This window comes from Vibrio sp. 1F279 (assembly GCF_041439815.1).
Classification (GTDB): domain Bacteria; phylum Pseudomonadota; class Gammaproteobacteria; order Enterobacterales; family Vibrionaceae; genus Vibrio; species Vibrio tasmaniensis_A.
The window spans coordinates 20,997-46,011 of the sequence record NZ_JBGOOU010000012.1 but is presented as its reverse complement, the minus strand read 5'-3'; the positions used below and the strand labels follow the sequence as shown (position 1 = coordinate 46,011).

24 protein-coding genes and 1 pseudogene are annotated in these 25,015 nt (G+C 43.0%); 13 read left to right on the top strand and 12 right to left on the bottom strand.

Features of this window, described 5'->3' with window-relative positions; genetic code table 11:
- Positions 1 to 31 precede the first annotated feature (31 nt).
- The 3 genes and pseudogenes from ACED60_RS11110 to ACED60_RS11100 all read left to right on the top strand — a co-directional run bounded on the left by ACED60_RS11110 (position 32) and on the right by ACED60_RS11100 (position 1,923).
- Positions 32 to 943 carry a transcriptional regulator gene (locus ACED60_RS11110; RefSeq protein WP_009847343.1) on the top strand — a complete coding sequence of 304 codons (912 nt, stop codon included), beginning with the start codon at positions 32 to 34 and terminating at the stop codon, positions 941 to 943.
- Between the two features lies 1 nt (position 944).
- Positions 945 to 1,460, top strand: a complete 516-nt coding sequence (locus ACED60_RS11105; protein ID WP_371727528.1) for a regulatory protein ToxS — start codon at positions 945 to 947, stop codon at positions 1,458 to 1,460.
- A gap of 183 nt (positions 1,461 to 1,643) precedes the next feature.
- Positions 1,644 to 1,923, top strand: a pseudogene (locus ACED60_RS11100) (SelT/SelW/SelH family protein).
- 30 nt (positions 1,924 to 1,953) lie between these two features.
- On the opposite strand, the gene yfcE reads toward ACED60_RS11100, so the two are convergent.
- The 5 genes from yfcE to ACED60_RS11075 are packed head-to-tail and all read right to left on the bottom strand — an operon-like array spanning position 1,954 to position 4,816.
- Positions 1,954 to 2,499: a phosphodiesterase gene (gene yfcE / locus ACED60_RS11095; protein WP_371727527.1), complete on the bottom strand. Its 546-nt coding sequence runs from the start codon at positions 2,497 to 2,499 to the stop codon at positions 1,954 to 1,956.
- 47 nt (positions 2,500 to 2,546) lie between these two features.
- Positions 2,547 to 2,954, bottom strand: coding sequence for a CBS domain-containing protein (locus ACED60_RS11090; protein ID WP_009847347.1), 408 nt, complete (start codon positions 2,952 to 2,954; stop codon positions 2,547 to 2,549).
- Positions 2,951 to 3,301 carry a P-II family nitrogen regulator gene (locus tag ACED60_RS11085; protein ID WP_009847348.1) on the bottom strand — a complete coding sequence of 117 codons (351 nt, stop codon included), beginning with the start codon at positions 3,299 to 3,301 and terminating at the stop codon, positions 2,951 to 2,953. The genes ACED60_RS11090 and ACED60_RS11085 overlap by 4 nt, the downstream gene beginning before the upstream one ends.
- Positions 3,291 to 4,085: a DUF1538 domain-containing protein gene (locus ACED60_RS11080; RefSeq protein ID WP_009847349.1), complete on the bottom strand. Its 795-nt coding sequence runs from the start codon at positions 4,083 to 4,085 to the stop codon at positions 3,291 to 3,293. The genes ACED60_RS11085 and ACED60_RS11080 overlap by 11 nt, the downstream gene beginning before the upstream one ends.
- Positions 4,082 to 4,816, bottom strand: coding sequence for a DUF1538 domain-containing protein (locus ACED60_RS11075; protein ID WP_009847350.1), 735 nt, complete (start codon positions 4,814 to 4,816; stop codon positions 4,082 to 4,084). The genes ACED60_RS11080 and ACED60_RS11075 overlap by 4 nt, the downstream gene beginning before the upstream one ends.
- Before the next feature lie 300 nt (positions 4,817 to 5,116).
- Between ACED60_RS11075 and ACED60_RS11070 the strand changes: the two genes are divergently transcribed.
- The 5 genes from ACED60_RS11070 to ACED60_RS11050 all read left to right on the top strand — a co-directional run bounded on the left by ACED60_RS11070 (position 5,117) and on the right by ACED60_RS11050 (position 9,751).
- The gene (locus ACED60_RS11070; protein ID WP_371727526.1) at positions 5,117 to 6,031 is read left to right on the top strand and encodes a TIGR01777 family oxidoreductase; all 915 of its coding nucleotides are present in this window, start codon (positions 5,117 to 5,119) and stop codon (positions 6,029 to 6,031) included.
- Between the two features lie 43 nt (positions 6,032 to 6,074).
- Positions 6,075 to 6,902 (top strand): SDR family oxidoreductase, encoded by an 828-nt coding sequence (locus tag ACED60_RS11065; RefSeq protein WP_371727525.1) that lies wholly within the window; start codon positions 6,075 to 6,077, stop codon positions 6,900 to 6,902.
- 395 nt (positions 6,903 to 7,297) lie between these two features.
- Positions 7,298 to 8,152, top strand: coding sequence for a co-chaperone YbbN (locus ACED60_RS11060; protein WP_135445381.1), 855 nt, complete (start codon positions 7,298 to 7,300; stop codon positions 8,150 to 8,152).
- 210 nt (positions 8,153 to 8,362) lie between these two features.
- Positions 8,363 to 9,292 (top strand): SPFH domain-containing protein, encoded by a 930-nt coding sequence (locus ACED60_RS11055; protein ID WP_009847354.1) that lies wholly within the window; start codon positions 8,363 to 8,365, stop codon positions 9,290 to 9,292.
- 3 nt (positions 9,293 to 9,295) lie between these two features.
- The gene (locus ACED60_RS11050; RefSeq protein ID WP_371727524.1) at positions 9,296 to 9,751 is read left to right on the top strand and encodes an NfeD family protein; all 456 of its coding nucleotides are present in this window, start codon (positions 9,296 to 9,298) and stop codon (positions 9,749 to 9,751) included.
- A 37-nt stretch (positions 9,752 to 9,788) separates the two neighbouring features.
- On the opposite strand, the gene cueR is transcribed toward ACED60_RS11050, so the two are convergent.
- The 5 genes from cueR to zipA all read right to left on the bottom strand — a co-directional run bounded on the left by cueR (position 9,789) and on the right by zipA (position 16,593).
- Entirely contained in the window at positions 9,789 to 10,184 is a 396-nt protein-coding gene (cueR, locus tag ACED60_RS11045) for a Cu(I)-responsive transcriptional regulator (RefSeq protein ID WP_009847356.1), read from the bottom strand.
- A 538-nt stretch (positions 10,185 to 10,722) separates the two neighbouring features.
- Complete coding sequence (locus tag ACED60_RS11040; protein ID WP_065679049.1) at positions 10,723 to 11,547, bottom strand: DUF2057 domain-containing protein; 825 nt, start codon at positions 11,545 to 11,547, stop codon at positions 10,723 to 10,725.
- A gap of 125 nt (positions 11,548 to 11,672) precedes the next feature.
- Complete coding sequence (locus ACED60_RS11035; RefSeq protein WP_009847358.1) at positions 11,673 to 12,827, bottom strand: porin; 1,155 nt, start codon at positions 12,825 to 12,827, stop codon at positions 11,673 to 11,675.
- Positions 12,828 to 13,351: 524 nt separating this feature from the next.
- A complete protein-coding gene (gene ligA / locus ACED60_RS11030) occupies positions 13,352 to 15,364 on the bottom strand; it encodes an NAD-dependent DNA ligase LigA (RefSeq protein ID WP_371727523.1) in 2,013 nt (670 codons plus the stop codon).
- A 92-nt stretch (positions 15,365 to 15,456) separates the two neighbouring features.
- Positions 15,457 to 16,593, bottom strand: coding sequence for a cell division protein ZipA (gene zipA / locus ACED60_RS11025; RefSeq protein WP_065679051.1), 1,137 nt, complete (start codon positions 16,591 to 16,593; stop codon positions 15,457 to 15,459).
- A 229-nt stretch (positions 16,594 to 16,822) separates the two neighbouring features.
- On the opposite strand from zipA, the gene cysZ reads away from it, so the two are divergent.
- The 5 genes from cysZ (at position 16,823) to crr (ending at position 21,841) form a co-directional block, all read left to right on the top strand.
- The gene (gene cysZ / locus ACED60_RS11020; protein WP_012604561.1) at positions 16,823 to 17,581 is read left to right on the top strand and encodes a sulfate transporter CysZ; all 759 of its coding nucleotides are present in this window, start codon (positions 16,823 to 16,825) and stop codon (positions 17,579 to 17,581) included.
- A 236-nt stretch (positions 17,582 to 17,817) separates the two neighbouring features.
- Positions 17,818 to 18,786 (top strand): cysteine synthase A, encoded by a 969-nt coding sequence (gene cysK / locus ACED60_RS11015; RefSeq protein ID WP_012604562.1) that lies wholly within the window; start codon positions 17,818 to 17,820, stop codon positions 18,784 to 18,786.
- Positions 18,787 to 19,089: 303 nt separating this feature from the next.
- Positions 19,090 to 19,347: an HPr family phosphocarrier protein gene (locus tag ACED60_RS11010; RefSeq protein ID WP_004734263.1), complete on the top strand. Its 258-nt coding sequence runs from the start codon at positions 19,090 to 19,092 to the stop codon at positions 19,345 to 19,347.
- Positions 19,348 to 19,500: 153 nt separating this feature from the next.
- Positions 19,501 to 21,225 (top strand): phosphoenolpyruvate-protein phosphotransferase PtsI, encoded by a 1,725-nt coding sequence (gene ptsI, locus ACED60_RS11005; RefSeq protein ID WP_371727522.1) that lies wholly within the window; start codon positions 19,501 to 19,503, stop codon positions 21,223 to 21,225.
- Positions 21,226 to 21,331: 106 nt separating this feature from the next.
- Positions 21,332 to 21,841, top strand: a complete 510-nt coding sequence (gene crr, locus ACED60_RS11000) for a PTS glucose transporter subunit IIA (RefSeq protein ID WP_009847364.1) — start codon at positions 21,332 to 21,334, stop codon at positions 21,839 to 21,841.
- A 573-nt stretch (positions 21,842 to 22,414) separates the two neighbouring features.
- Here the strand turns inward: crr and ACED60_RS10995 are convergent.
- The gene (locus tag ACED60_RS10995; protein ID WP_009847365.1) at positions 22,415 to 23,581 is read right to left on the bottom strand and encodes a flagellin; all 1,167 of its coding nucleotides are present in this window, start codon (positions 23,579 to 23,581) and stop codon (positions 22,415 to 22,417) included.
- Positions 23,582 to 23,878: 297 nt separating this feature from the next.
- The gene (locus ACED60_RS10990) at positions 23,879 to 25,012 is read right to left on the bottom strand and encodes a flagellin (RefSeq protein ID WP_371727521.1); all 1,134 of its coding nucleotides are present in this window, start codon (positions 25,010 to 25,012) and stop codon (positions 23,879 to 23,881) included.
- Positions 25,013 to 25,015 lie beyond the last annotated feature (3 nt).

The window sequence follows — 25,015 nt, the reverse complement described above, 5'->3', positions numbered from 1 at the left end:
CACCCCAAATCATCCAAAATAGAAGAGTTCAATGAGCAATATCGGCACAAAGTTTATTCTCGCACAGCGGTTCGTATTTGACCCAAATAGCAACTCACTTGTTGATCAGATGAGCGACGGTGAAGTCGTACGTCTTGGCAGCAATGAAAGCCGCATTCTCCTGATGCTGTCAGAAAGACCCAATGAAGTTATCACTCGTAACGAATTACACGAATATGTTTGGCGAGACCAAGGCTTTGAGGTGGACGACTCCAGCTTAACGCAAGCGGTATCGACACTCAGAAAAATGCTAAAAGACTCAACCAAATCTCCAGCATTTGTAAAAACCGTTCCTAAACGTGGTTATCAATTTATCGCGACTGTTGAGCGCTCAGCACCACTGTCATCAAACGATCAGCCAACAACAGCTGAAATTGCAGAAAGTGACGTAGAGCCTATTTTAACATTTGCTAATACCACATTAGCTGATGAGGTCATCACTGAAACTATTGATCCAGAGCCAACTGCAAAGGCTCAAGAAAATCATGTCGAAGTCGAGCCAGTAACCAATCAGGTTAAACCTAAAGATGAAAGTTCGAATAAATGGTTAACGTTTGGAATGTTACTTGTCGCTTTCATTATGCCAATACTCGTTTTAACGTTAAAGAACCCAGCAGAGTCAGAGTTTCGAACATTAGCAGAGGTTAATGGTGTCAAAGTTCAAACCCCAATCAACCATCCAACTCTGACTAGTTGGCTGCCAGCGATAGAGAAATGTGTATTGCGTTACAACACCAGCCACACTGGCATGCTAAAGCCAACTGAGGTGATTGCAACAGGCGGACAAGGTAACAATCTAGCTCTAAACTATATTCACCCTCAAGATTACTCGAGCGAGAATGTAACTCTAAGAATTTACGCAAACCAGTCGGATGTACACGACATTTGTAACGGTGGTCAGTAACATGAAATTAAAATTATCCATTATTTTACTGGTTATCTCTGCTTTCTTGAGCGGCTGGTTATACTGGGGTAGCGATGCAAAGATAGAACGCTTGCTTACGCAACACGAATGGCAATCGAAAATGGTGACTCTGATTAGCGATATCAAGCAAGAGGATTCAATCGGGCCACTGCGTAAGGTTGAGCTATCATCGAATGCGAAGTATTTGCCAAACGGTACGTATCTGAGAATGGCTGTAGTTAAACTGTATGGCACTCAGACTGCACCCGCAAACGTCATCAATATTTCCGAAACCGGTCAGTGGGATATTAACGATAATTACTTACTGATTTCACCAACGGAGTTTAAAGATGTCACTTCTGCTGAGCGACAAGACTTTTCAGAGGAGCAACTCAAGCTGATCACTCAAGTGATTAAAATGGATGCAGAACAAAGCCGACGCATTGATATTATTAATCAGAAAGCACTGCTGCTCACTAGCCTAAATCATGGTTCTACGGTGTTATTCTCAAACTAATACTGTCTCAAACTAAAATCAGATTAAGCTAAAACTCAACAGTGATTTACTGTATATCATTAAACGATATACCAATAGAAAGGGGCATGATGCCCCTTTTTTATTAACTGTTGACATCAAACTACTGTTTTAGAATTTTTAGGGGTATCTATGAATACAGAACCAAGCTCGGTAAGTGCATCAATCACCAAGGCAACCATCGCAATACACTATTGTCGTCAATGCAATTGGATGCTTCGTTCTAGTTGGTTATGCCAAGAGTTACTGCATACTTTCAGTGAAGAGATAGAGCAAGTGAGTTTACACCCTGATACCGGAGGTCGATTTGAGGTTTTTTTGTAATGGAATACAGATTTGGGAAAGAAAAGCGGACGACGGTTTTCCTGAGGCTAAAGTTCTGAAGCAAAGAGTACGAAACATCATTGCTCCAGACAGAGACCTCGGCCACGTAGACTCAAAGTGAGCCTTTTCTAACGCCGCCGATTGAGTTTATTTAAAGCTCGCCACTCACGAGAACATCACCTTCAAGGCTAATGACTTTAAAGATATTATTTTCATAGATGCCATAGCTCGCTGCGTGGCCATCTCGTGGGAATGTCACCGAGCTAGGATTAAAGATAAAGATGTCATCTTGGTATTCAGCAACAGGAATATGGGTATGACCATGGGCAATAATATCACCCGCCTTTAGCTCGGGGCGTTTATTGGTGTTGTACAAATGACCATGAGTTAGAAAAATACGTTGGCCTGATTCTAATAGTACCCACGAGTAATCCATCATCATTGGAAAAGACAACAACACCTGATCCACTTCGCTATCGCAGTTACCACGAACAGCAATGATCTCTTGAGAAAACGCATTCAACTTCTCTGCAACCGCCGGCGGATTGTATCCTTCAGGGATCGGGTTTCTTGGACCATGATTCAGAATGTCACCCAATAGCACTAAATATTGCGCACCAGACGCTTGGTAGAGTTCTAATACCCTTTCTGTTGCTGGCAGCGAACCGTGTAGGTCTGAAGCAAAAAATAATTTCACACGTACTTCTCCATAAAATTTATGAGCCTATTGTACGTATCTAACAGCTACACGTCATCTCTCGCCATACCGTTGATCACGATATTATTGTAACTAACCATACCGACTATTTTATGGTCACTGACCACAGGGGCACGACTGATACCAAAACGCTCAAACAAGCGTGCACAGTACTTCACATTCATATCGGCAGACACGCTTAGCGCTGGCTTGGTCATGATCTCATAAACATTGGTTCGCTTCGGAGAACGGTTCTTAGCCAGTACTTTCTTAGCAATATCATTCATCAATACGATGCCGTATTCGTCATCTTCGTGGCGCTTATCGACAATGATGGCTTTCACTTTATGCTTCTTAGCCATCTCTATCGCTTCCAACACAGTGGTTAGCCCATCGATAATCACATACGTATTAGCCATTACATCGCTTACTCGGATTTTTTCACTGCCACTCATAACTCGTCCTCCACAACCTTAGTTAATGTTTCAACTTGGTGCGCGACCCCGACTGCATCTTCGACATCGATCTGCACTGCTATCCCTTGCCCTGACTCTTGGTCAAACTCCCCGACTTCACCGATAGTTTCTAGAATATGCCTAGCTAGGTGCTCCTCGACGACAAACAGCAGCACATCTTTTTGCACCTCTAACGTTAACCCAAAGAAGGTGCGCTTTTGGTTTAGCCCCTGCCCTCTGGCATTGTTAATCACGGTTGCCCCTGTTGCACCCGCATCACGCGCGGCGTCGAGCACGATATCGGTCTTGCTTTCTTCTACAAACGCTAAGATAAGTTTAAAGCGCATCTTTGCTCTCCTTAGAGGATTGTGATCGGTTTAGCCATTGCGTTATTTGGGCATACCCCATCACGGATATAATTGGAAATAAGCTCGCGAAAGCAATCAACCCAAAGCCATCAATTACCGGATTTCTTCCTGGCACCGTTGACGCGAGTCCCAACCCAAGTGCCGTCACTAAAGGTACCGTCACCGTTGATGTCGTAACCCCACCAGAATCGTAAGCTAACGGAATAATCAATTTGGGCGCATAAAAGGTCTGAATAACCACAATGACATAGCCAGCAATGATGTAGTAATGAATAGGGTCGCCAGCCACGATGCGATAACTACCTAGCGATATGCCAATCGCTACACCTAACGCCACGGAGATCCTCAGCCCGTTAACACTGATACTGCCACCGGAAACTTGGTTTGCCTTAATAGCAACGGCGATCAAAGAGGGCTCGGCTATCGTGGTACTGAAACCAATACAAAACGCGAAAAGGTAAACCCAGTAATAGTCAAACCAAACTAAGGCAAGGCCTGAACTGACCTTGAACTCAGTCAAAAAACTTGGTTCGGTGAGTTGCATTGCCATAGTCTCCCCTAAAGGAAACAGCGCGAGCTCTAACCCCATCAAAAAGAGCGACAACCCAAGAATGACGTAAAAGAAACCTATCAGCACTTTGCCTAAGTTATTAACTGGCTTGCGCAGCACCGCTAATTGGAAACCGAAGATGATCACCGCAATCGGAATCACATCCATGACAGTACCAAGAAAGGTGTCGATAAATTGCTGAGCACTGATCATGTCACCACCATCCCGTAGACCATGACAAACATCATCGGCAGCAGTGAAGCAAAGGCGATCAATCCAAAGCCATCAATCATCGGATTTCTCCCTTTAATCGCAGAGGCTAAACCCACGCCCAATGCGGTCACTAACGGAACGGTAATGGTCGATGTAGTCACTCCGCCAGAGTCGTACGCAATCCCAATGATGTTTTCAGGGGCAAATGCAGTGAGCACCACAACTCCAATATAACCTCCGATGATCATGTACTGAATTGGCCAACCTTTTAAGATTCGCAGCACCCCAAGTAAGATGGCGATCCCCACCGACAATGCTACGGTGAAACGCAAGCCATCGGCGTACTGTTCCATTTCGTCTAGAGAGTTGGGAATAACACCACCTTCAGCGGCCACTTCTGCTGCTTCGGCGGCCACTGCGGTTAATGCGGGTTCCGCAATGGTGGTACCAAACCCTAAACAGAAAGCGAAGGTCAATAACCAAAACACGCTCCCCTTACGAGCAAAAGCTTGAGCCATCGACTCGCCGATTGGGAACAGACCCATCTCAAGGCCAAAGATAAAAAAAGTCAGTCCAAAAACCACCAGCACTAAGCCAGTTAGAATAGACAACAGATGAGGGAGTGGTTCTTGCAAAACAGCAAGCTGGAAGAAAGCAATCACCGCCACGATCGGCAAGAGATCCCTTAGGCTACCTAACATGGCTCGAAACAAAGCAAGCACTGCCGTCATCGCAACTCCTAGTCATTGAAATTGTGTCTGGTTATTAATTACTAATAATCATGGCAAATCCTTATCATTCCTTATGTGACAAATATTACGCAGTTGGTAACATATCGGAGTAAAATGCATAAGTGTGATAGCGGTATACATCCTAACCTGATTAATTTAATTTCATTCTTTCGTAAATTGATACGGCGTAATTTGGGTATCACACAATTGAAACCAACTGATCGTTATAGTGATTTTTTCGTATTGATTGGCGTTCAAAAACAAGCCATGTCTATAATTATGTTTAATAGGGAGATTGGTATGAAGATATTGTTAACTGGTGGTACGGGATTTATTGGTTCTGAATTGGTCAAAAGTTGGAATACTGACGATGTGACATTGTTGACACGGAGCCCCGAAAAAGCGAAGCAAAACCTAAATCACCTGAACCAGAATAACCTTCATTACATTCAATCTCTTGATGAACTCAGCGATCTCAATGACTTCGATGTCGTGGTCAATCTTGCTGGCGAACCGATCGCTGACAAGCGTTGGAGTACGGAGCAAAAAGAGAGGATCTGTAACAGTCGTTGGCACATTACTGAAAAACTGGTCGAGTTAATTCATGCCAGTAGCAACCCACCGCAGGATTTCATTAGCGGCTCAGCCGTGGGTTACTATGGCGATCAACAGCAACACCCATTTGATGAATCACTACGAGTAGAAGACGAAAGTTTTCCTCACAAAGTCTGCGCGCACTGGGAAGAGATCGCCAAGAGAGCCCAGTCCGATGAGACGCGTGTGATACTACTAAGAACGGGGATTGTGTTAGGTGAAAATGGTGGTGCTCTAAAGAAGATGCTAATGCCCTACAAACTCGGAGTAGGCGGACCACTTGGTTCAGGCGAACAGTACATGCCTTGGATTCACATGCTTGATATGGTGAGAGCCATCAACCACTTATTGTCAACTCCTCACGCTCAAGGGGAATTTAATATGTGTGCCCCGCACCCTGTCACCAACAAACTGTTCAGCAGTACACTCGCCAAGCAACTACGCCGACCTCATTTCTTATTCACTCCGAAATGGGCAATGTCGCTTCTGATGGGTGAATCTTCTTGTCTGCTCTTTGACAGCATTCGTTCCAAACCAAAGAAACTCACTGAAATGGGATTTATCTTTAGTTACTCAAGAATAGAACCAGCCTTAAAAAACTTGTTACAACATCAAGATTAATTCTTTACCCTAGAGCGATAAAGACTCTAATGAAGGATTAAGCGTGAACAAGTCGATTCTGATCACCGGTTGCTCAACGGGTATTGGCTATACATGTGCGCATGCACTACAAAAGCGTGGTTTCCACGTCATTGCATCGTGTCGTCATCCGCAAGATGTACAGCGTCTGCAAGATGAGGGACTGACCTGCATACAGCTCGACCTTTCTAACCAAGAAAGCATTGAACAAGCTGCACAACTTGCTATTGAGCTAGCGCCTAACGGATTATATGGTTTATTCAATAACGGCGCTTATGGTCAAGCTGGCGCGCTAGAAGACTTACCAACCCAAGGTCTCAAAGAGCAATTCGAAACCAACTTCTTTGGCTGGCATCATCTTGTTTGTCAGATACTTCCGCACATGCGCGAACGCGGCGAAGGTCGAATCGTACAAAACAGTTCCGTATTAGGCTTTGCGGCCATGAAATATCGTGGCGCTTACAACGCTTCAAAGTTCGCTCTAGAAGGCTGGACAGATACGTTACGTTTAGAACTGCATGGTAGTGGTATTCATATCTCGTTATTGCAGCCAGGTCCAATAGAAACCCAATTTAGAAATAATGCCCTGAAAGCTTTCAATAAATGGATCACCATTGCTGGCAGCGCTCATCAAGAAGCTTATCAACAACAAAAAGACCGACTCGAAAAAGAATCATCGAACAACGCTTTTGTTCTTCCGCCTGAAAGTTGTATTGAACCGGTTTATCACGCACTCACCGCCGATAAACCCAAACTCAGATACCGAGTGACGACCCCAACTAAAGTCTTCGCGGTATTGAAAAGAATTCTACCAAGTCGCTTGCTAGACCCTATTTTGAGAAAAGCTGCATAAATTACTAACTTTGCATCAACAGTCGCAAACTTTAATGTAACGATGTAATTTTTCCGTAACAATAAGATGTCATGATTGTCCTATCTCATCAATTATTCCCAATTGATGAACCTAATCTGGATATTTCATGACTTTAAACCGCCTTAATTGGGTCGGTGTGAGTCTGGCGATTACGTTGTTTATTCTGTTTTGAGTATCTTACGCTATGCCTCACTGACCACCTCAATGATAACGCTATGCCTTCCCTGTTGAGATAACCACTCTATCAACATAGAAGCATAGCGTTTTTCTATTTTGGCTCTTTTTATTTGAGATAACCAAGTTAGATCTTGAAGTTACCAGCATCTCCCCCCATATTTGCAACGTACCCACAAAACACACCTCAAGGAACGTAAATGCAATCTCCGCATATTGTTGAACTTAATGAGCAGAACTTTCGTCAAGTATTAGAAACCTCAATGCAGACGCCTGTACTCATCCACTTTTGGGCACCAATGAGCCAAGAAAGTGCTCAGGTGATCCCTGAACTGCAAACATTAACTCAGCAATACAACGGCGCTTTTACTTTAGCTCTGTTGAATTGTGAACAAGAGCAGGCAATTGCTAGCCAATTTGGCGTACAAGCACTCCCTACTATTGCACTGTTTGTTAACGGTCAGCCTGTTGATGGTTTGGGTGGCCCACAAAGCATACAAGCGATTGTTGAAATGTTAGGAAAACACCTTCCTAGCCAAGACGAGCTCGCACTGCGTCAGGCTCTCGAGCAAATGCAAGCAGGCGAGCACGCACAAGCGCTCGCAGCAATGCAACAATTGCCAATAGAGCTGACGAGCAAAGGCGAGGTAAAACTGGCAATCGCAGAATGTTTACTAGAAACGCAACAGTTTGATCTAGCTGAAACTCAGCTAGCCACCATTCCTCTAGAGTACCAAGATAATTACTATAAAGGCTTAGTCGCAAAGCTTGAGCTTCACAAGCAAGCAGCAGACAGCCCTGAAATACAAGCATTAGAAACCGCTCTTCAGCAAGACCCATATGACGCTAAGACAGCATCTGAATTAGCATTGCAATATCACCAAGTGAATCGCAACGAAGAAGCGATGGAACTGTTGTGGTCTTTCCTTGCAAAAGATCTAAATGCTTGCAATGGCGATATGAAAAAAGAGTTCATGGATATCTTAAGTGCGCTTGGACAAGGTAACCCAGTTGCCAGTAAGTACCGCCGACAGCTGTACTCTCTGCTCTACTAACTAAACCCTAAAAGTACTAAAGATAAGCATCGTATATCTCATCGAAAATTGACAATTCAATCAATTAGTTTATCGAATAATAGAATGTAAAATGGGCCATAAAATCAATATTTTATGGCCCATTTCTCATTTATAAATTTGCTCAGAATTTAAATATGAGCCAGTATCAATACTGAACTATCAAAAACTTAAACTTGCAAAGGATTTTGTATGGCTATTGATACATTGATTACTATCGGCGTCTTTACTGCCGTCGCAATATTGTTTATTTTCGCCGGAGTAAAAACGGTTCCGCAAGGCAATAACTGGACCGTAGAACGCTTCGGCCGTTATACACAAACCCTCCAACCAGGTCTGAACCTGATCATTCCATTTATCGATAAAATCGGACAACGCATCAGTATGATGGAACGTGTTCTCGACATCCCGGCACAAGAAGTCATCTCCAAAGATAATGCAAATGTGGTTATTGATGCGGTGTGTTTCGTTCAAGTGATCGACGCGCCTAAAGCGGCTTATGAGGTGAATGATCTTGAGCACGCGATTCGTAATTTAACTCTCACCAATATCCGTACTGTACTGGGCTCGATGGAACTGGATGAAATGCTCAGCCAGCGAGACATGATTAACACCAAATTATTGAATATCGTTGATGAAGCGACAAACCCTTGGGGTGTCAAAGTTACGCGTATCGAAATCAAAGACGTACAGCCACCAGCAGACCTTACCGCTGCGATGAATGCTCAGATGAAAGCCGAGCGTAACAAACGTGCAGATATCCTAGAGGCAGAGGGTGTACGACAAGCTGAGATATTGAAAGCAGAAGGTCACAAGCAATCAGAGATCTTAAAAGCAGAAGGCCAAAAGCAAGCCGCGATACTTCAAGCTGAAGCTCGTGAACGGGCAGCCGAAGCTGAGGCTAAAGCGACAGAAATGGTATCAACAGCGATTGCTCAAGGTGACATGCAAGCAGTCAATTACTTTATTGCACAAGGTTACACCGACGCACTGAAGTCTATTGGCCAAGCAGAAAACGGTAAGATCATTATGCTACCGCTCGAAGCGACTGGACTAATGGGTTCTGTTGCGGGTATTGCAGAGATGTTTGCACATAAGAATGACAAGGGTAGTAAGGACTAACTTATGGTCGAATTACTCGAACAAGTAAACTACTGGCATTGGTTAGCGTTTGGTCTAGCATTGTTAGCACTTGAGCTAATTGGAACCGCTGGTTACTTTTTATGGATAGGCATATCTGCCATGCTAGTCGGGGCCCTATTAGGCGCACTACCAATCGGTTGGCAGATGCAATGGCTATCCTTTGCGAGCTTCTCGCTTATCACCACTTGGCTGTGGTGGAGAAGACAGCTGTCTAGTGACAAGCAATCTGACTCTACTCGAGACCTTAATCAGCGAGAGAAGCAACTGATTGGAAGAAAGACTCGCCTCTTAGAGCCGGTACAAAAAGGTAACTGCAGGATAAAGCTAGGGGGTAGCTCATGGTCTGCGATGAGTACACATGATATTGATGCGGGAGAGGAAGTCGTGATTACTGCTGTCGATGGCATTGTTCTCACTATAAGCCCTACTAAACAATAATCAAGAAAACCCTCCTTCAAAGCCATAAGTAACCAACTTATGGCTTTTTCTCTACAAGTGAATCGATAATTGGGCAATGGCTATTTGAGTCACCAGGGCATTGTTCAACCCACTCTTTCAATGTCTTCTGAATGATCAATAAGTCTTCAATTTTTTTATTCACTTCTTCCAATTTACTTAGCGCTTTTGCTTTAACATCGGCACTTTCTCGACATGGGTTGTCGGCTAATTCAACAAGCGCACGACACTCATCAAGCGAAAAACCAGCGCTTCTCGCTTTCGCTACGATTCCGAGTTCCTTGATCTGCTTCTCACCATAAGACCGATAACCATTTTCAGAACGTAACGGTGCAGATATCACCCCTTTGTCTTCATACAAACGAATAGACTTAGGTGATAACTGCGTGAGGCTTGCAACTTCGCTTATGTTCATAATATTACTCAAGTAAATATCGCATAAAAACTATTTAGAAACCTAAGACCATTATTCAAACATCTAGGAATGCTAACTACCGAAACAAAAACATTGAAGCAATATAATATTCGAAAATAAAGTCTGCTGTTTATGGCTATTTTACATCAAATGATGAGAGTAGCTTAGATTTTCCAACAAACCCAAACACCAACTATCAACAAGTTACTGATTGAAATAGCAAAATAGGCATTGGTTATTTTTCATAGGAAATTTTTTGATTTTTTTGATTTTTGAGAAATACCTCACATACTAATGAATATCTCTTGTTTGAAGAGATTTTTAGTGAGGTGTCATTATGAAATGTTATCTAGCGTTAATTTTTAGCTTAATTTTAAGCTTCTCTGTATCCGCCCAAAATGTAGGAAGCACTGCATCTGGGCCGATCATAAAATGTGACTTAGGAAGTAGTGTTGTAGAATATATGCCTATCGTTATATGCAAGCATAGTAATGGTAAGGTTCTACACTAACAAAAAAGGAGCCTAGGCTCCTTTCCTTTAAAACTCGATTAATTGTTTGATTATCGCTTTACGTTCTTCTTTGGAAGCTTTGTTAAACCAATATTCGAACATTTCAATCTCTTTGACATTATCACCTAAAGAATCAACAACACCATTTCGATTTGCTACAGACCAGTTAATAACAGAGTCTCTTTGTTCCGTCGGAATTTGTTCAAACCAATATTTTGACATCTCTTGAGCTTGGCTTACCGGCTCTTGCTGAAGCGCGGGAACTGCAGCTACAGGTGCGGCTGCGGCTACAGGTGCTGCTACTATCACTGGCTTAGCTGTTGCGTTTTTATCACCCGTATTTACGATTGCTTCGATATAGCCAGCAGGAATAGAAAACGAAATGCTGTTCGCATTTGAAACCTGGACATCAAAAATTAGATCTTTAAAAGGTGCTTCGTTGAAGATTTCATTAGATACAGGAAATTTCACATACTGTGTTTGAGTACATATATCGCTGCATGTTTCAGCTGAAGCCGCATAAGGTTTTAATGGCACTTTACCTTCAGAACCTTGAACTAAGACAGAGCGATACTCGTTGTAATTTTTAAAGTACTGAAGCTCCATCGTTATGTATGAATCAGGTACCGTTACAGTACTGTTTGGGGTAACGTAATTTAGCTCTAAAGACGAGTTAACTAGCTGACCTTGTCTGACTTCAAGCACATCAGGAGACAACGACTCACCAACGACGATTTGATAATTTTGCTTACTCTCTATTCTTTTAACGGAATCTGTAAAATCACTATTAGAATCTAATGTTGTACATCCAATTAAGAATAAAGGAATCGATGCTAAAACTATTTTTTTCATATTAACTACCTCGAGGGTTTCCCCATAATATTATTTCGATGCCTTTTCTTTCTTAGGCTGGACCAGAAATGAATATGCGCCGACTAACAAGCCAGCGCATCTCTTTACTTAAAGCATGGTTTCAATTAGAAGCCGTACTCTAAACCAATACGTGTAACGAACGTATCTGTGTTAGCAATAGAACCTTTATCGTCAGCTTTGATATCACGCTGTGCAATACGGATGTAAGGAACAAAGCCGTTATGAACGTACATTAGCTGACCTGAGATTACGCTATCTTCATCAGCGTTTTTAACACCATCAGTTTCAGACTCTAGGTTAGCCGCGTAGCCTAGTTTGAAGCCCCAAGGGCCGTTCCAGTACTGACCGATTACAGAGTATGAAGCCTGTTCTGATTTAGCGCCGCCTTGAACATCTGACTCACCCGCTTTGTAGGCTGCAGAAATACCGAAACCTGCTGGAAGTGACGCTTCAAAACCGATTAGATAACCAAATGTATCAGCCATTTCAGCAGAAGTTGCAGCAACTGCAGGAGTTGCGCCGCCAAAGTTTACACCATCACAACCTGTAGCAACTAAACATGTACCAGCAGCAGTTCCAGCTGTTGCAGCTGTTAGTTGACGATCTGATTCTGATTCAACAGCAGCGTGGAAAGTAACCGTATCAGCTAAACGGTAGTGAGCAGCCGCGCCGTAGAAGTAATTATCTTTAACACTTGAGTCACCACGACCTGTTGCTAGGTTGAATGTAAAACCATTCAAGTCAGCAGAATCGTATCGAGCCATATCACCATGACGGTCACGGTTGTATTTAACATCGCCGCCCCAGTCCCATACTGCGCCCAAACCTGGGTTAGCATAAGGCCAGTCAATTACTTCATACATTGGCGTCAGCATACGACCAAAACGTACTTTACCCCAGTCACCTTGCAGGCCTAAGAACGTATCACGATTACCTAGTGTCGCACCGTCACCGTTTTCACCAACGTAACCAGATTCAATTTGCATGAATACGTTCACGTTCTCGAACATGTCTTTACTTGCACGGAAACCAATTCGAGATTCATTCTCGTAATCGTATCCCGTACCTGTATCAGTTTTTACGCCGTTTTTAGTTTTTTCTGAATCGTAGTTAACAACAGAGATTGCTGCTACACCGTAAGCCTGAACGTTAAAATCTGAGATAACACCAACTTGAGAAGATTCAGATGCGAATGCACCACTTGAAATCATCGCAACTGCAGCACCAAGTAAAGTACGTTTGAAAATTTTGTTTTCCATGGAATAAAACTCCTAAAAATGGATATAGCTGTTTGAATATTTCCCGCCTAAAGTTGGCCGCCGTAGAGAGAAATACCTTTTCTTGTTTGAGAACCCTGAAACACCGAATTCTCGATTTCCTTTCTGGTTATACACAATGTGCATCCATGCCAATAAGACTAACTTCACCCCAAAAAAGATCAATGAGAACTTAATTTTCATCTAAAAAAATATGAGTTGGTGCAAATTTATCATGTACTTAGTGATCCAGATCTACTAATTGAAAAAACCGAGGGGTCAAAGAGTAAAAACATTAAAAAACAAAAGCTTACTGACAAATCAGCCTCTTAAAAAGAGATATCACTCGCATTTAGCAAACAACTATAACAACATTTCATTAATGTTGAGCGTCATCACTGTCCTGATTTCATAGTTCGTATAGGAACAAATTTCTCAACAATTAAAAAGTGATTACTTTTATATCAGAAACGAAAAAGGCACTCCCTTGAAAGGAGTGCCTTTGAGCTTTTTTTATCTGTATTTACTTACGAAATAAGGGCTATTAGATCTTCTTCTGTTCTTATTTCGATACCTAAATCTTGTGCTTTAGTCAGTTTAGAACCAGCGGCTTCACCAGCAAATAAGATATCCGTTTTCTTAGACACGCTACCGGTTACTTTTGCACCTAAAGCTTGCAAAGCAGCTTTCGCTTCGCTGCGACCTAATTTAGAAAGTGAGCCAGTCAACACAACTACTTTGCCTTCTAACGGTAGCTCTTGATCATCCGCAACAGCTTCAATTGCAGGCCAGTTAACTCCAAGCTCGATAAGTTGGTCGACTACTGCTCTGTTTTTCTCTTGTGAGAAGAAGCTCGTGAGGTGACTTGCTACGATGTCACCAATATCTGACACTTCAACCAACTGCTCATGAGTTGCAGCTTGAACCAACTCTAGCGTTTTAAAGTGCTGAGCTAAGTTCATAGCCGTCGCTTCACCGACTTCTCGAATTCCTAAAGAATAAAGGAAGCGTGCCAATGTCGTGTCTTTCGCTTTGTTAAGCGCACTCACTACATTCTGTGCCGATTTAGGTCCCATACGATCAAGAACCGTAATCACGCCCGCGCTCAACTTAAACAGGTCCGCTGGCGTTTCGACCATTTCGCGATCCACAAGCTGTTCTATCACCTTTACGCCAAGGCCATCGACATCCAGCGCCTTTCTAGACACAAAGTGCTTAAGTGCCTCTTTACGCTGCGCCTGACACACTAAACCGCCAGTACAACGCGCTACAGCTTCGCCCTCTACGCGCTCCACTGCAGAATTACATACAGGGCAGGCGTCCGGGAACACAATGTCTTTAGCCGTCTCAGGACGACGATCTTGTACAACAGCTACAATTTGTGGAATGACGTCACCAGCGCGGCGGATAATCACGCTATCTCCGACCTTCACACCTAAACGAGCGATCTCATCAGCGTTGTGCAGGGTTGCATTACTCACCGTCACGCCGCCAACAAAAATAGGTTCAAGCTTAGCAACCGGCGTAATAGCGCCTGTACGACCAACCTGAAACTCAACATCATTGAGCAGAGTAATTTCTTCTTGAGCTGGGAACTTATAAGCAATAGCCCAGCGAGGTGCACGTGCAACAAAACCTAGAGTTTCTTGTGCGGCAATGTCATCAACCTTAATCACCACCCCATCAATTTCATAAGCCAAGGTGTCACGACGAGTCATGATATCTTGGTAATAGGCTTTTACATCTTCAAGAGAACTTAGCTGCTTTGTCTCTGGGCACATAGGCAAGCCCCAAGCTTTCAGCTGCAGGAATCGTTGATAGTGGCTATTTGAAAGCTCAGCGCCTTGTACAACACCGACACTGTATGCGTAGAAAGCCAAGGGGCGTTTTGCTGTAATACGAGAATCAAGCTGACGTAAGCTACCTGCGGCGGCATTACGTGGATTCACAAAGACCTTCTCACCCTTCTTCAATGCCATCTCATTCAATTTGTCGAAGCCCGCTTTTGGCATAAACACTTCGCCACGGACTTCAATACGTTCTGGCCAGCCTTCACCTTGTAACTTAAGCGGAATCGAGCTGATCGTACGCACGTTTTCGGTAATATTTTCGCCAGTCGCACCATCACCACGCGTCGCTGCCTGTACTAAGGTGCCTTTTACATAGAGTAGGCTCACCGCCAAACCATCAAGCTTAGGTTCACAACAGAAGATCTTTAGGTTCGCTGTTGGCGATCGATCAGACATGCGCTTATTGAACGCATCTAAATCGTCATCAGAGAAAGCATTATCTAAAGAAAGCATCGGGATCTCATGGGTCACTTGAGTGAAGCCGTCTAGAGGCTGACCGCCGACACGCTGACTCGGCGAATCTACCGTCACAAGTTCTGGGTTCTCTTCTTCGATCTTTAGCAGTTGTTGCATCAATCGATCGTACTCGACATCAGGGATCTCAGGGCTATCTTCTACGTAATAACGAACGGCATGATAGTGCAGAGTTTCTCTTAACTGCTCTAAGGTAACTTGAATCGATTCTTTCATATCATTCTCTGTCGTGATTGAAATATCAAAAAGGGCTCCCTTAGGAGCCCTTTTCTATAAATATAGATTATTTACAAGGCTAAACAATACGGCTAGGCGTTAGCTGCCGTCATAAAGTCTCGGATTTGCTTGCGGTAGTCAGACAAACGGTTTGGCGTCATTAAGTTACGTGACTCATCCAATACGTTTCCGCCCATATCGTCGGCAATTTTCTGTGCAGCACTCAGCATCAAATTGAAGTTTTGATCAGCTTGACCATAACAAGGCAGCGTCATAAAGAACGAAATACCTTTGGTGGTAAAGTCAGCAGGGTCGTCATGTTCTAGTGTTCCTGGCTGCATCATATTTGCTACGCTGAAAATAACTTTTGGCTCATCGCTCGCTTGTGCAAAGCAGTGATAAATCGACATTTCACCATAAGCTAGGCCGTTGTTCTCCATGCTACGGAAAAGTTCAGTACCCACAAACGGGATCTCCCCAGCACAGTGGACATTAAGAACAATGACTTCAAGGCCAAGATCTTCATTTGAGTGAGCTTTTTCATCTAACTTACTTTCGTCAGCTAAATTAACTTCGTTACCCAACTGAGCTTCCCCAGCTAAGTTAGCATCTTTATCTAACTTAGTTTCTTCAACCGAAGTAACACTTTGTGCAGCAACCACTTCTTTCCCAATAAATGGTTCGCTTGGCGTTAAGCCTTCGCTAGAAAGTAGTGGATCAGCGACCGCATCAGAGGCTTCTTCAAACGAACCGTACTGCTCTTTAAAGCCTGCGTGATTTTGTTTTTGCTCGTCAGTCAATTCAAAGTTCGGAACTTCAGGTTCAACAACCTTCTCTTCCTCAACCTGTTCAAGCTCACCTTTAACTTCGATCGGGTCTTCAACACTGAAAGAAGGAAGATCATTCAATTCTATTTCGTCTTCGTGAGCTTCTTTTTGCTGTGGCGCTGACAATGGGTCTGAGTCAATCAGCGGATCAGTTGCAGACGGTGAGACAGCAAAATCCGGTTCTTTACGCTCTTTTCGGATTATCTCAAAATCATCCTCAGGAGCGAATGAACGGTTTGGGATCGTTTCAGCTTCATCTAAGCTGTCGTTATCAAGCTTACCAAGCGGCTTATCTCCAAACTTTGCTTTCCCTTCTTTCTTACTCGTCCATAGACCATGGAACAATAATGCGGCGATAGCTAATGCGCCAACAATAATGAGTACAAATCGCAATTCCTGCATTTTTCGCTCTCAGCTTTCTTAGTCAACTAGCTATAAACACGCTGTCACTAAGTTAGGTTAATTTGGCTAATCTCACTACTCTATCAAAAGTAGCCACTGTTTTAGAACCACTTAATACAATTAGTTCATTACTTGGTGTGATTTTCACCACGCTTTTTTTCTTAATTTCGGTCGAGTACACTAGAGATGTTTGCTATTTAACCAAATTCACATGTGACCCAATTTAAATATGACTATTGAATCTGTTCCTCGCTCTGGCTTTGGCTATTTTATTTTCGGAATAAAAATTGCCTTATCGCCGAGTATCCGTAAGTTTGTGCTGCTTCCTCTTATCGCTAACGTGTTACTTGTGGGCGGTGCTTTATTTTATATTTTCTCCAACTTAAACACTTGGATTGAAGGCTGGATTGGTGCATTGCCAAGTTTCTTGTCGTGGTTGTCATATATCCTATGGCCACTACTTGTGTTAACCGTTTTGGCCACGTTTTCGTATTTCTTCAGTACACTCGCTAACTTTATTGCCGCACCTTTCAACGGATTACTCGCGGAAAAAGTCGAAGAACTGCTGAGTGGTAAAAAAGTCAATGATGATGGTTTACTGGATGTACTTAAAGACACCCCTCGTATTTTAGCAAGAGAATGGCGCAAGCTTGTCTATATCCTGCCAAAAGCGATCGGTTTGTTCCTACTTTTGTTAATTCCAGCGCTAGGACAAACTGTTGCACCGTTTTTATGGTTCATTTTCACTGCATGGATGTTAGCTATTCAGTACGCTGACTACCCGTTCGACAACCATAAAATCAAGTTCGATGACATGAGAAATAATTTGAAACAAAAGCAAGGTAAGAGCTACAGCTTCGGCGCACTTGTTTCTGTGTTTACTACCATTCCAGTTTTAAACCTGATTGTGATGCCAGTTGCCGTCTGCGGCGCTACTGCAATGTGGGTTGCAGAGTTTAAAGACCAAGCCCTACGCTCTCGTCTATAGCTATCGCCTATAGTTCTACAGCCTGCTCTAACAACGCCTATCTTTTTGAAGTTCTGATTTCAATAAAGATAGGCGTGAATCCTGCGACATCTCTATATGATATAACTTTTTAATCCTTTTACCTTTTTTTCAACTTGTTTAATCTAAATTCAAGCTAAACAAACATCGAAAGACACTAGACGGTAAATTGGTAGATATACTACGTTTAGTTCTGTCATTAAATGAAGGAATATCGCATGAGCAAGATCTACGAAGACAACACCCTAACGATTGGTAACACACCTCTAGTCCGCCTAAACAAAGTAAGCAAAGGTAACGTCCTAGCTAAGATCGAAGCTCGTAACCCAAGCTTCAGCGTTAAGTGTCGTATCGGTTCAAACATGATCTGGGAAGCAGAAAAAGCAGGTACGCTTAAGCCAGGTATCGAGCTTGTTGAGCCTACCAGTGGTAATACAGGTGTTGCTCTTGCATTTGTTGCTGCAGCGCGCGGTTACAAGCTAACACTAACAATGCCTGAATCAATGAGCCTAGAACGTCGTAAGCTGCTTAAAGCTCTTGGCGCAAACCTAGTGCTAACTGAAGCACCAAAAGGTATGAACGGCGCGATTGCTAAAGCTGAAGAGATTGTTGCTTCAGACCCAGACAAGTATCTACTACTGCAACAATTCAACAACCCAGCGAACCCACAAATTCACGAGCAGACAACTGGCCCTGAAATTTGGGAAGCAACAGATGGTGAGATCGATGTGTTTGTAGCCGGTGTAGGTACAGGTGGCACTATCACTGGAACAAGTCGTTACATTAAAGGTGAAAAAGGCAAAGCCATCACTTCTGTAGCTGTTGAACCAGCAGAATCTCCAGTGATTGCACAGGCACTTGCAGGTGAAGAAATCAAACCAGCACCACACAAAATCCAAGGTATTGGCGCAGGTTTCATTCCTGGCAACCTAGATTTAGACATTATTGACCGTGTAGAGTCGGTAACTTCTGAAGAAGCTATTGAGATGGCTCAACGCCTAATGAAAGAAGAAGGTATCCTAGCGGGCATCTCATCTGGTGCAGCAGTAGTAGCAGCAAACAGAATTTCGGAACTGCCTGAATTTGCAGGGAAAACTATCGTTACTGTACTACCAAGCTCGGGCGAACGTTACCTTAGTACGGCCCTATTTGCTGGTATCTTTACGGAAAAAGAGAACCAACAATAATATGTGGTCAAATCAATTTTTCGTCCAAAAAAGCCCCATTTAGGGGCTTTTTTGTTGATCCCTGCCTCACCTTTGGTAATATCGGGTCTGTTTTATTTTTCGCTTCAAAATAAAAGAAGCAATAAACAAATTCTGAAAGTCATGAGTACTCAACAAAAGACGACCATGGCTGGATAAAAATTTATAACCAGTCTAAGTTCTAACACGAACATGGCGTACTAGCCTCTAGCGCATTTGAGCTAAAGCAGTTAAGCTAAATCTGGTTACAAACTTACAAAAAATAAATTAATTGGGGTATATAAAATGTACGAGAAGCAAGTAGAAATCACAGCAGAAAACGGTCTTCACACTCGTCCAGCTGCACAGTTTGTTAAAGAAGCAAAATCTTTCGACGCTGACATCACAGTGACTTCTAACGGCAAAAGCGCTAGCGCGAAAAGCCTGTTCAAACTACAAACTTTAGGCCTAGTAAAAGGTACTAACGTTACTATTTCAGCTGAAGGCCCTCAAGCTCAGCAAGCTGTAGACCACCTAGTTGCTCTTATGGATCAACTACACTAATACGGTCTCCTTCTTTCAAAGCCATTTTGCACAGCAAAGTGGCTTTGTTCGAAATAGATAGCAATTCGAAATAGATAGCAATAAGCGCGACATTAGTCGACGACTTAAAGTCACACATTCTCCCGTTTACAGTTGAACAACTAAGGTAAGGCTATGATTTCAGGCATCCTAGCATCTCCTGGTATTGCTTTCGGTAAAGCACTACTACTTCAAGAAGATGAAATTGTCCTAAACACTCAATCTATCTCAGACGATCAAGTTGAAGCAGAAGTTCAGCGTTTTTTTGACGCTCGTAACAAATCTTCTCAACAACTTGAAGTTGTAAAGCAAAAAGCACTTGAAACTTTTGGCGAAGAAAAAGAAGCAATCTTTGAAGGCCACATCATGCTGCTTGAAGATGAAGAGCTAGAAGAAGAGATTTTAGCACTCATCAAGAAAGACAAAATGCACGCAGACAACGCGATCTACACAGTGATCGAAGAGCAAGCTGTTGCACTTGAGTCGCTTGATGATGAGTACCTAAAAGAACGTGCGACTGATATCCGTGATATCGGTACTCGCTTCGTTAAAAATGCACTAGGCATCAACATTGTATCTCTAGCAGATATCAATGAAGAAGTTATCCTAGTTGCTTACGATTTAACGCCATCTGAAACGGCACAAATCAACCTAGACTACGTTCTTGGTTTTGCTTGTGACATCGGCGGTCGTACATCTCATACTTCAATCATGGCACGTTCACTTGAGCTTCCAGCTATCGTTGGTACTAACGATATCACTAAGCAAGTTAAAAACGGCGACATGCTTGTGCTAGACGCGATGAACAACAAGATCATCATCAACCCTTCTGACGCTGAATTAGCAGAAGCTAAGAAAATCAAATCTGATTTCGAAGCAGAAGCAGTTGAACTAGCAAAACTAAAAGATTTACATGCTGAAACTCTAGACGGTCACCGTGTAGAAGTTTGTGGCAACATCGGTACAGTAAAAGACTGTGACGGTATTCTGCGTAACGGCGGTGAAGGCGTTGGTCTGTACCGTACTGAATTCCTATTCATGGACCGTACTGCACTTCCTACTGAAGAAGAGCAATACGTTGCTTACAAAGAAGTAGCGGAAGCAATGAAAGGCGAGTCAGTGATTATCCGTACTATGGATATCGGTGGCGATAAAGACCTACCATACATGGATCTTCCACAAGAGATGAACCCTTTCCTAGGCTGGCGTGCAGTACGTATCAGCTTGGATCGTCGTGAAATTCTACGTGACCAACTACGTGGTATCCTACGTGCATCTGCACACGGTAAACTACGCATCATGTTCCCAATGATCATTTCTGTTGAAGAGATCCGTGAACTGAAAAAAGCAATCGAAGAGTACAAAGTTGAACTTCGCGCTGAAGGCCTAGCTTTCGATGAAGAAATCGAAATCGGCGTAATGGTTGAGACTCCAGCAGCCGCTGCAATCGCACACCACCTAGCGAAAGAAGTATCTTTCTTCTCTATCGGTACTAACGACCTAACGCAATATACACTTGCGGTAGACCGTGGTAACGAAATGATTTCTCACCTATACAACCCACTATCTCCAGCGGTTCTTCTTGTTATCAAGCAAGTAATCGATGCTTCTCACAAAGAAGGTAAATGGACAGGTATGTGTGGCGAACTAGCAGGTGATGAGCGTGCAACTCTACTTCTTCTTGGTATGGGTCTAGATGAGTTCTCTATGAGCGGTATCTCTATCCCTAAAGTTAAGAAAGTAATCCGTAACTCTAACTTCGCTGAAGTTAAAGCTATGGCTGACGAAGCACTATCTCTACCTACAGCTGCAGAAATTGAAGCTTGTGTAGAAAAGTTCATCGCTGAGAAAACTCAGTAATCACCAAGAGCTTAATGAAGTTAGACGGCTAAAAATAGTCGTCTAATTTGTTAGATTGGTATAGTATATTCTACAGAATAAAACTAAACGTTAGGAGCATGACACAATGGGTCTGTTTGACAAACTGAAAAAGCTTGTATCTGATGACAGCGCTGATGCTGGTGCAATCGAAATCATCGCACCTCTTTCTGGTGAAATCGTAAACATCGAAGACGTGCCAGATGTAGTTTTCGCTGAAAAAATCGTTGGTGATGGCATTGCTATCAAACCAGCTGGCGATAAAATGGTAGCTCCAGTTAACGGTACTATCGGTAAAATCTTCGAAACAAACCACGCATTCTCTATCGAGTCTGACGACGGTATTGAGCTTTTCGTTCACTTCGGTATCGATACTGTTGAACTTAAAGGCGAAGGCTTCACTCGTGTAGCTGAAGAAGGTCAATCTGTTAAAGCTGGTGACACAATCATCACTTTCGACCTTGCGCTTCTAGAAGAGAAAGCAAAATCTACGCTTACTCCAGTTGTTATCTCTAACATGGACGAAATCAAGGAGCTGAACAAGCTTTCTGGTTCTGTAACTGTTGGCGAAACTCCAGTTCTTAAAGTAACTAAGTAATCCCGATTACTTATCTGCTTTAATTAAAACGCTACCTAAGGGTAGCGTTTTTTGTGCCTGCTATATTTGTTCAATACCTCAGATAGGCATTACTGACTATCACACCGAAACCCTTCTCCTAGTTCCCTCAATCAATGACAACTACACTGACCGTTTATCCCCTGCTATCCGACCTAGCTTTTTACTAAACGTTGTTAAGCGCTATTCAAGGCATTTCGCCTATACATCAAATTACACTTGTGAATTTTAACAAACAGAGATCTCTGATATCTCGTTCTACTCGATTCTGAGATGACGACTAAAGACTTCGATTCAGGTAAACAATTGATCAATACCGCCTATAGTCGTCATTCCCTACAGTGAGGAACGAGCGTGATAGGGAATCTCTCTTTTGCGTCTGCTTACCAGCACTGCACTTTTCCAAATATACCTTCGCTAAATAACAGGCAATAAAAAACCCAGCCGAAGCTGGGTCTGTTTAGCGCTCATCTCTCACCACGAGCTAATTTGTGGAAGCCTAACGTTGACGCTTGTGATCAACAACGCTTAAAGTCAACGTGGCCTTTCAACCGATTAGCCTAGTAGGCTAAGTGCTGAGTTTGGAGCTTGTTTCGCTTGCGCAAGAATTGAACTTGAAGCCTGTGAAAGAATCTGAGACTTAGTCATATTAGTCGTTTCTTTCGCGAAATCGGTATCTTTGATACGGCTCTTAGATGCATTAACGTTCTCGTTGATGTTATCTAAGTTGTTAATTGCGTGGTCGAAACGGTTTTGGAATGCACCAAGCTCAGAACGGTGGCTATCTACATATTTAAGTGCCGCATCGATAACAGCTACAGATTCTTGAGCGCCACCAACAGACGTTACGTCGATAGTATCAACCGTTACTTGCTTACCCTCTAGAGTTTTTGGGTCCTCAGGTTTCGCACCTGCTTGCATGCCTAATTCATCTGATAAAGCACCAGAAAATGCAATTTCTCCATCAACTTTATTGTTGCCAGCGAAGATTTGCAGTTTACCTTCTTCATCAATTGATGCTTTTACTAGGTCTTGTTGACCGTTAATGTAAGTCGCTAGCTCTTCAATATCATCGCCAGCTTTAGCAGAGATGTTGATTTCTCGTTGGTCACCGAAGCTGTCTTTTAATGACATGGTTAAGTCATTCGCACCAGCTTTCACGCCCCAATCTTTACCTTTAGCTTCTGTAAATTGGTAGCTGCTGCCGCCCATTTGGTCGTTATCAGAACGCATGTCTTTCAGTTGAAGCATTACTGCCTCACCATTGTCTGCACCAATTTGGAATGACTTAGTACCGTGAGTACCGTTAAGCAGCTTGTTGCCACCAAAAGAGGTTGTTTCAGCGATACGATTTAATTCATCATTAAGCGCCGTTACTTCTTCTTGGATTGCTACACGGTCAGATTTAGTATTTGAACCGTTTGTTGATTGCAAAGACAAATCACGCATACGTTGTAGAATGTTTGATGTTTCATTCATCGCACCTTCTGCTGTTTGAGCGATAGAGATACCATCGTTCGCGTTACGTACAGCAACATCAAGACCGCGGCTCTGAACGTTCAAACGGTTCGAGATTTGTAGGCCAGCAGCGTCATCTTTTGCGCTGTTGATTTTAGAACCTGAAGATAGACGTTCCATTGATGTTTGTTGAGCGCTGTTTGCACTGTTTAGGTAACGTTGTGCTGTCATTGCTGATACGTTGGTATTTACATTCACTGCCATGGTGATTTCTCCAATTGATTTTCCGGTATAGCGGCTTCCGACGTCTCGGAAAACCAAGTAGTTATCTCTAAGTTACTTTTAATAACGGCGTGAATGCTGAAACCTTTAGAAAAAAAGCAACAAAATTAAAGAAATAGCGAGAAAGGATAAGAAAGCGTGACTGGCAGTGAAATTATCAAAAAAAGATGAGAAAAAGGCTAAAGTTGTCGAAAAGTCAGCCGGGGGAAATATTGTATTTTAATTAACCAAAGGACTTTAGTTAACCGAGAATACCTTTATAAGAATTGACCTAATTTATTAGCCTAGCAGCGTTAAAGCTAAGTTCGGCGCTTGCTTAGCTTGAGCTAAAATAGTGGTACTGACTTGCTGCAGTATTTGTTGTTTGAGCATTTGAGTGGTTTCTTTGGCGTAGTCTGTATCTTTGATTCGACTGTTTGATGCCCCCAAGTTCTCATGAACATTTTCAAGGTTATTAATCGCATGATCAAAGCGGTTTTGCATCGCCCCGAGTTCAGAACGGTGACTATCAACATACTTCATCGCTGTATCCAAAATAGACACGGCGCGCTGTGCTCCACCAACATCAGTGACATTAATATCATCGACTGACTCGTAATAACCCGCCGACATCGAAAGCTCACTGGCTAACGAGCCTGAGAAAGAGATCGTGCCTGCCGTGTCTTCGCCTGACATGTAGATCTGAAGCTGCCCTTCATCATTGACGGAAGCCGAAACCAGATCCGTTTGACCATTGATATAAGTCGCTAGCTCTTCAATGTCATCGCCCGCCTTGGCATTAATGTTGATCTCTTGAGGCTGACCAAAACGATCGGTAAACGCCATCGTCATATCTGTCTGGTTGGATTTAACTTCCCACGAGTCACTTGCCATGCCATTGGCAACATAGCTAAAGCCGCCCATGTTGATATCATCGGTGCGCATGTTTTTCAAACCTATCTGCACCGCTTCACCAGAGCTGCCACCAATTTGAAATGACGAACTACCAAAACTGCCGTTAAGGAGCTTTTTCCCACCAAATGAAGTGGTTTCCGCAATTCGGTTTAACTCATCATTTAAGGCGGTTACTTCTTCTTGAATAGCCGTCCTTTCCGATTGGCTATTCGAACCATTAGTCGCTTGCAGTGACAGGTCTCGCATGCGTTGCATGATATTAGTGGTTTCATTCATCGCCCCTTCTGCTGTCTGCATAATGGAGATACCGTCGTTAGCATTTCGAACCGCAACATCGATGCCGCTCATCTGTGTTTCTAATCGATTAGAGATTTGTAAGCCAGCAGCATCGTCTTTTGCACTATTAATACGACTCCCTGAAGCCAAGCGCTCCAAAGATTGGTTCAGCATGTTATTGGCATTAGAGAGATTCCTCTGAGCCACTAATGCTGAAACATTTGTATTAACAGTTATAGCCATAGA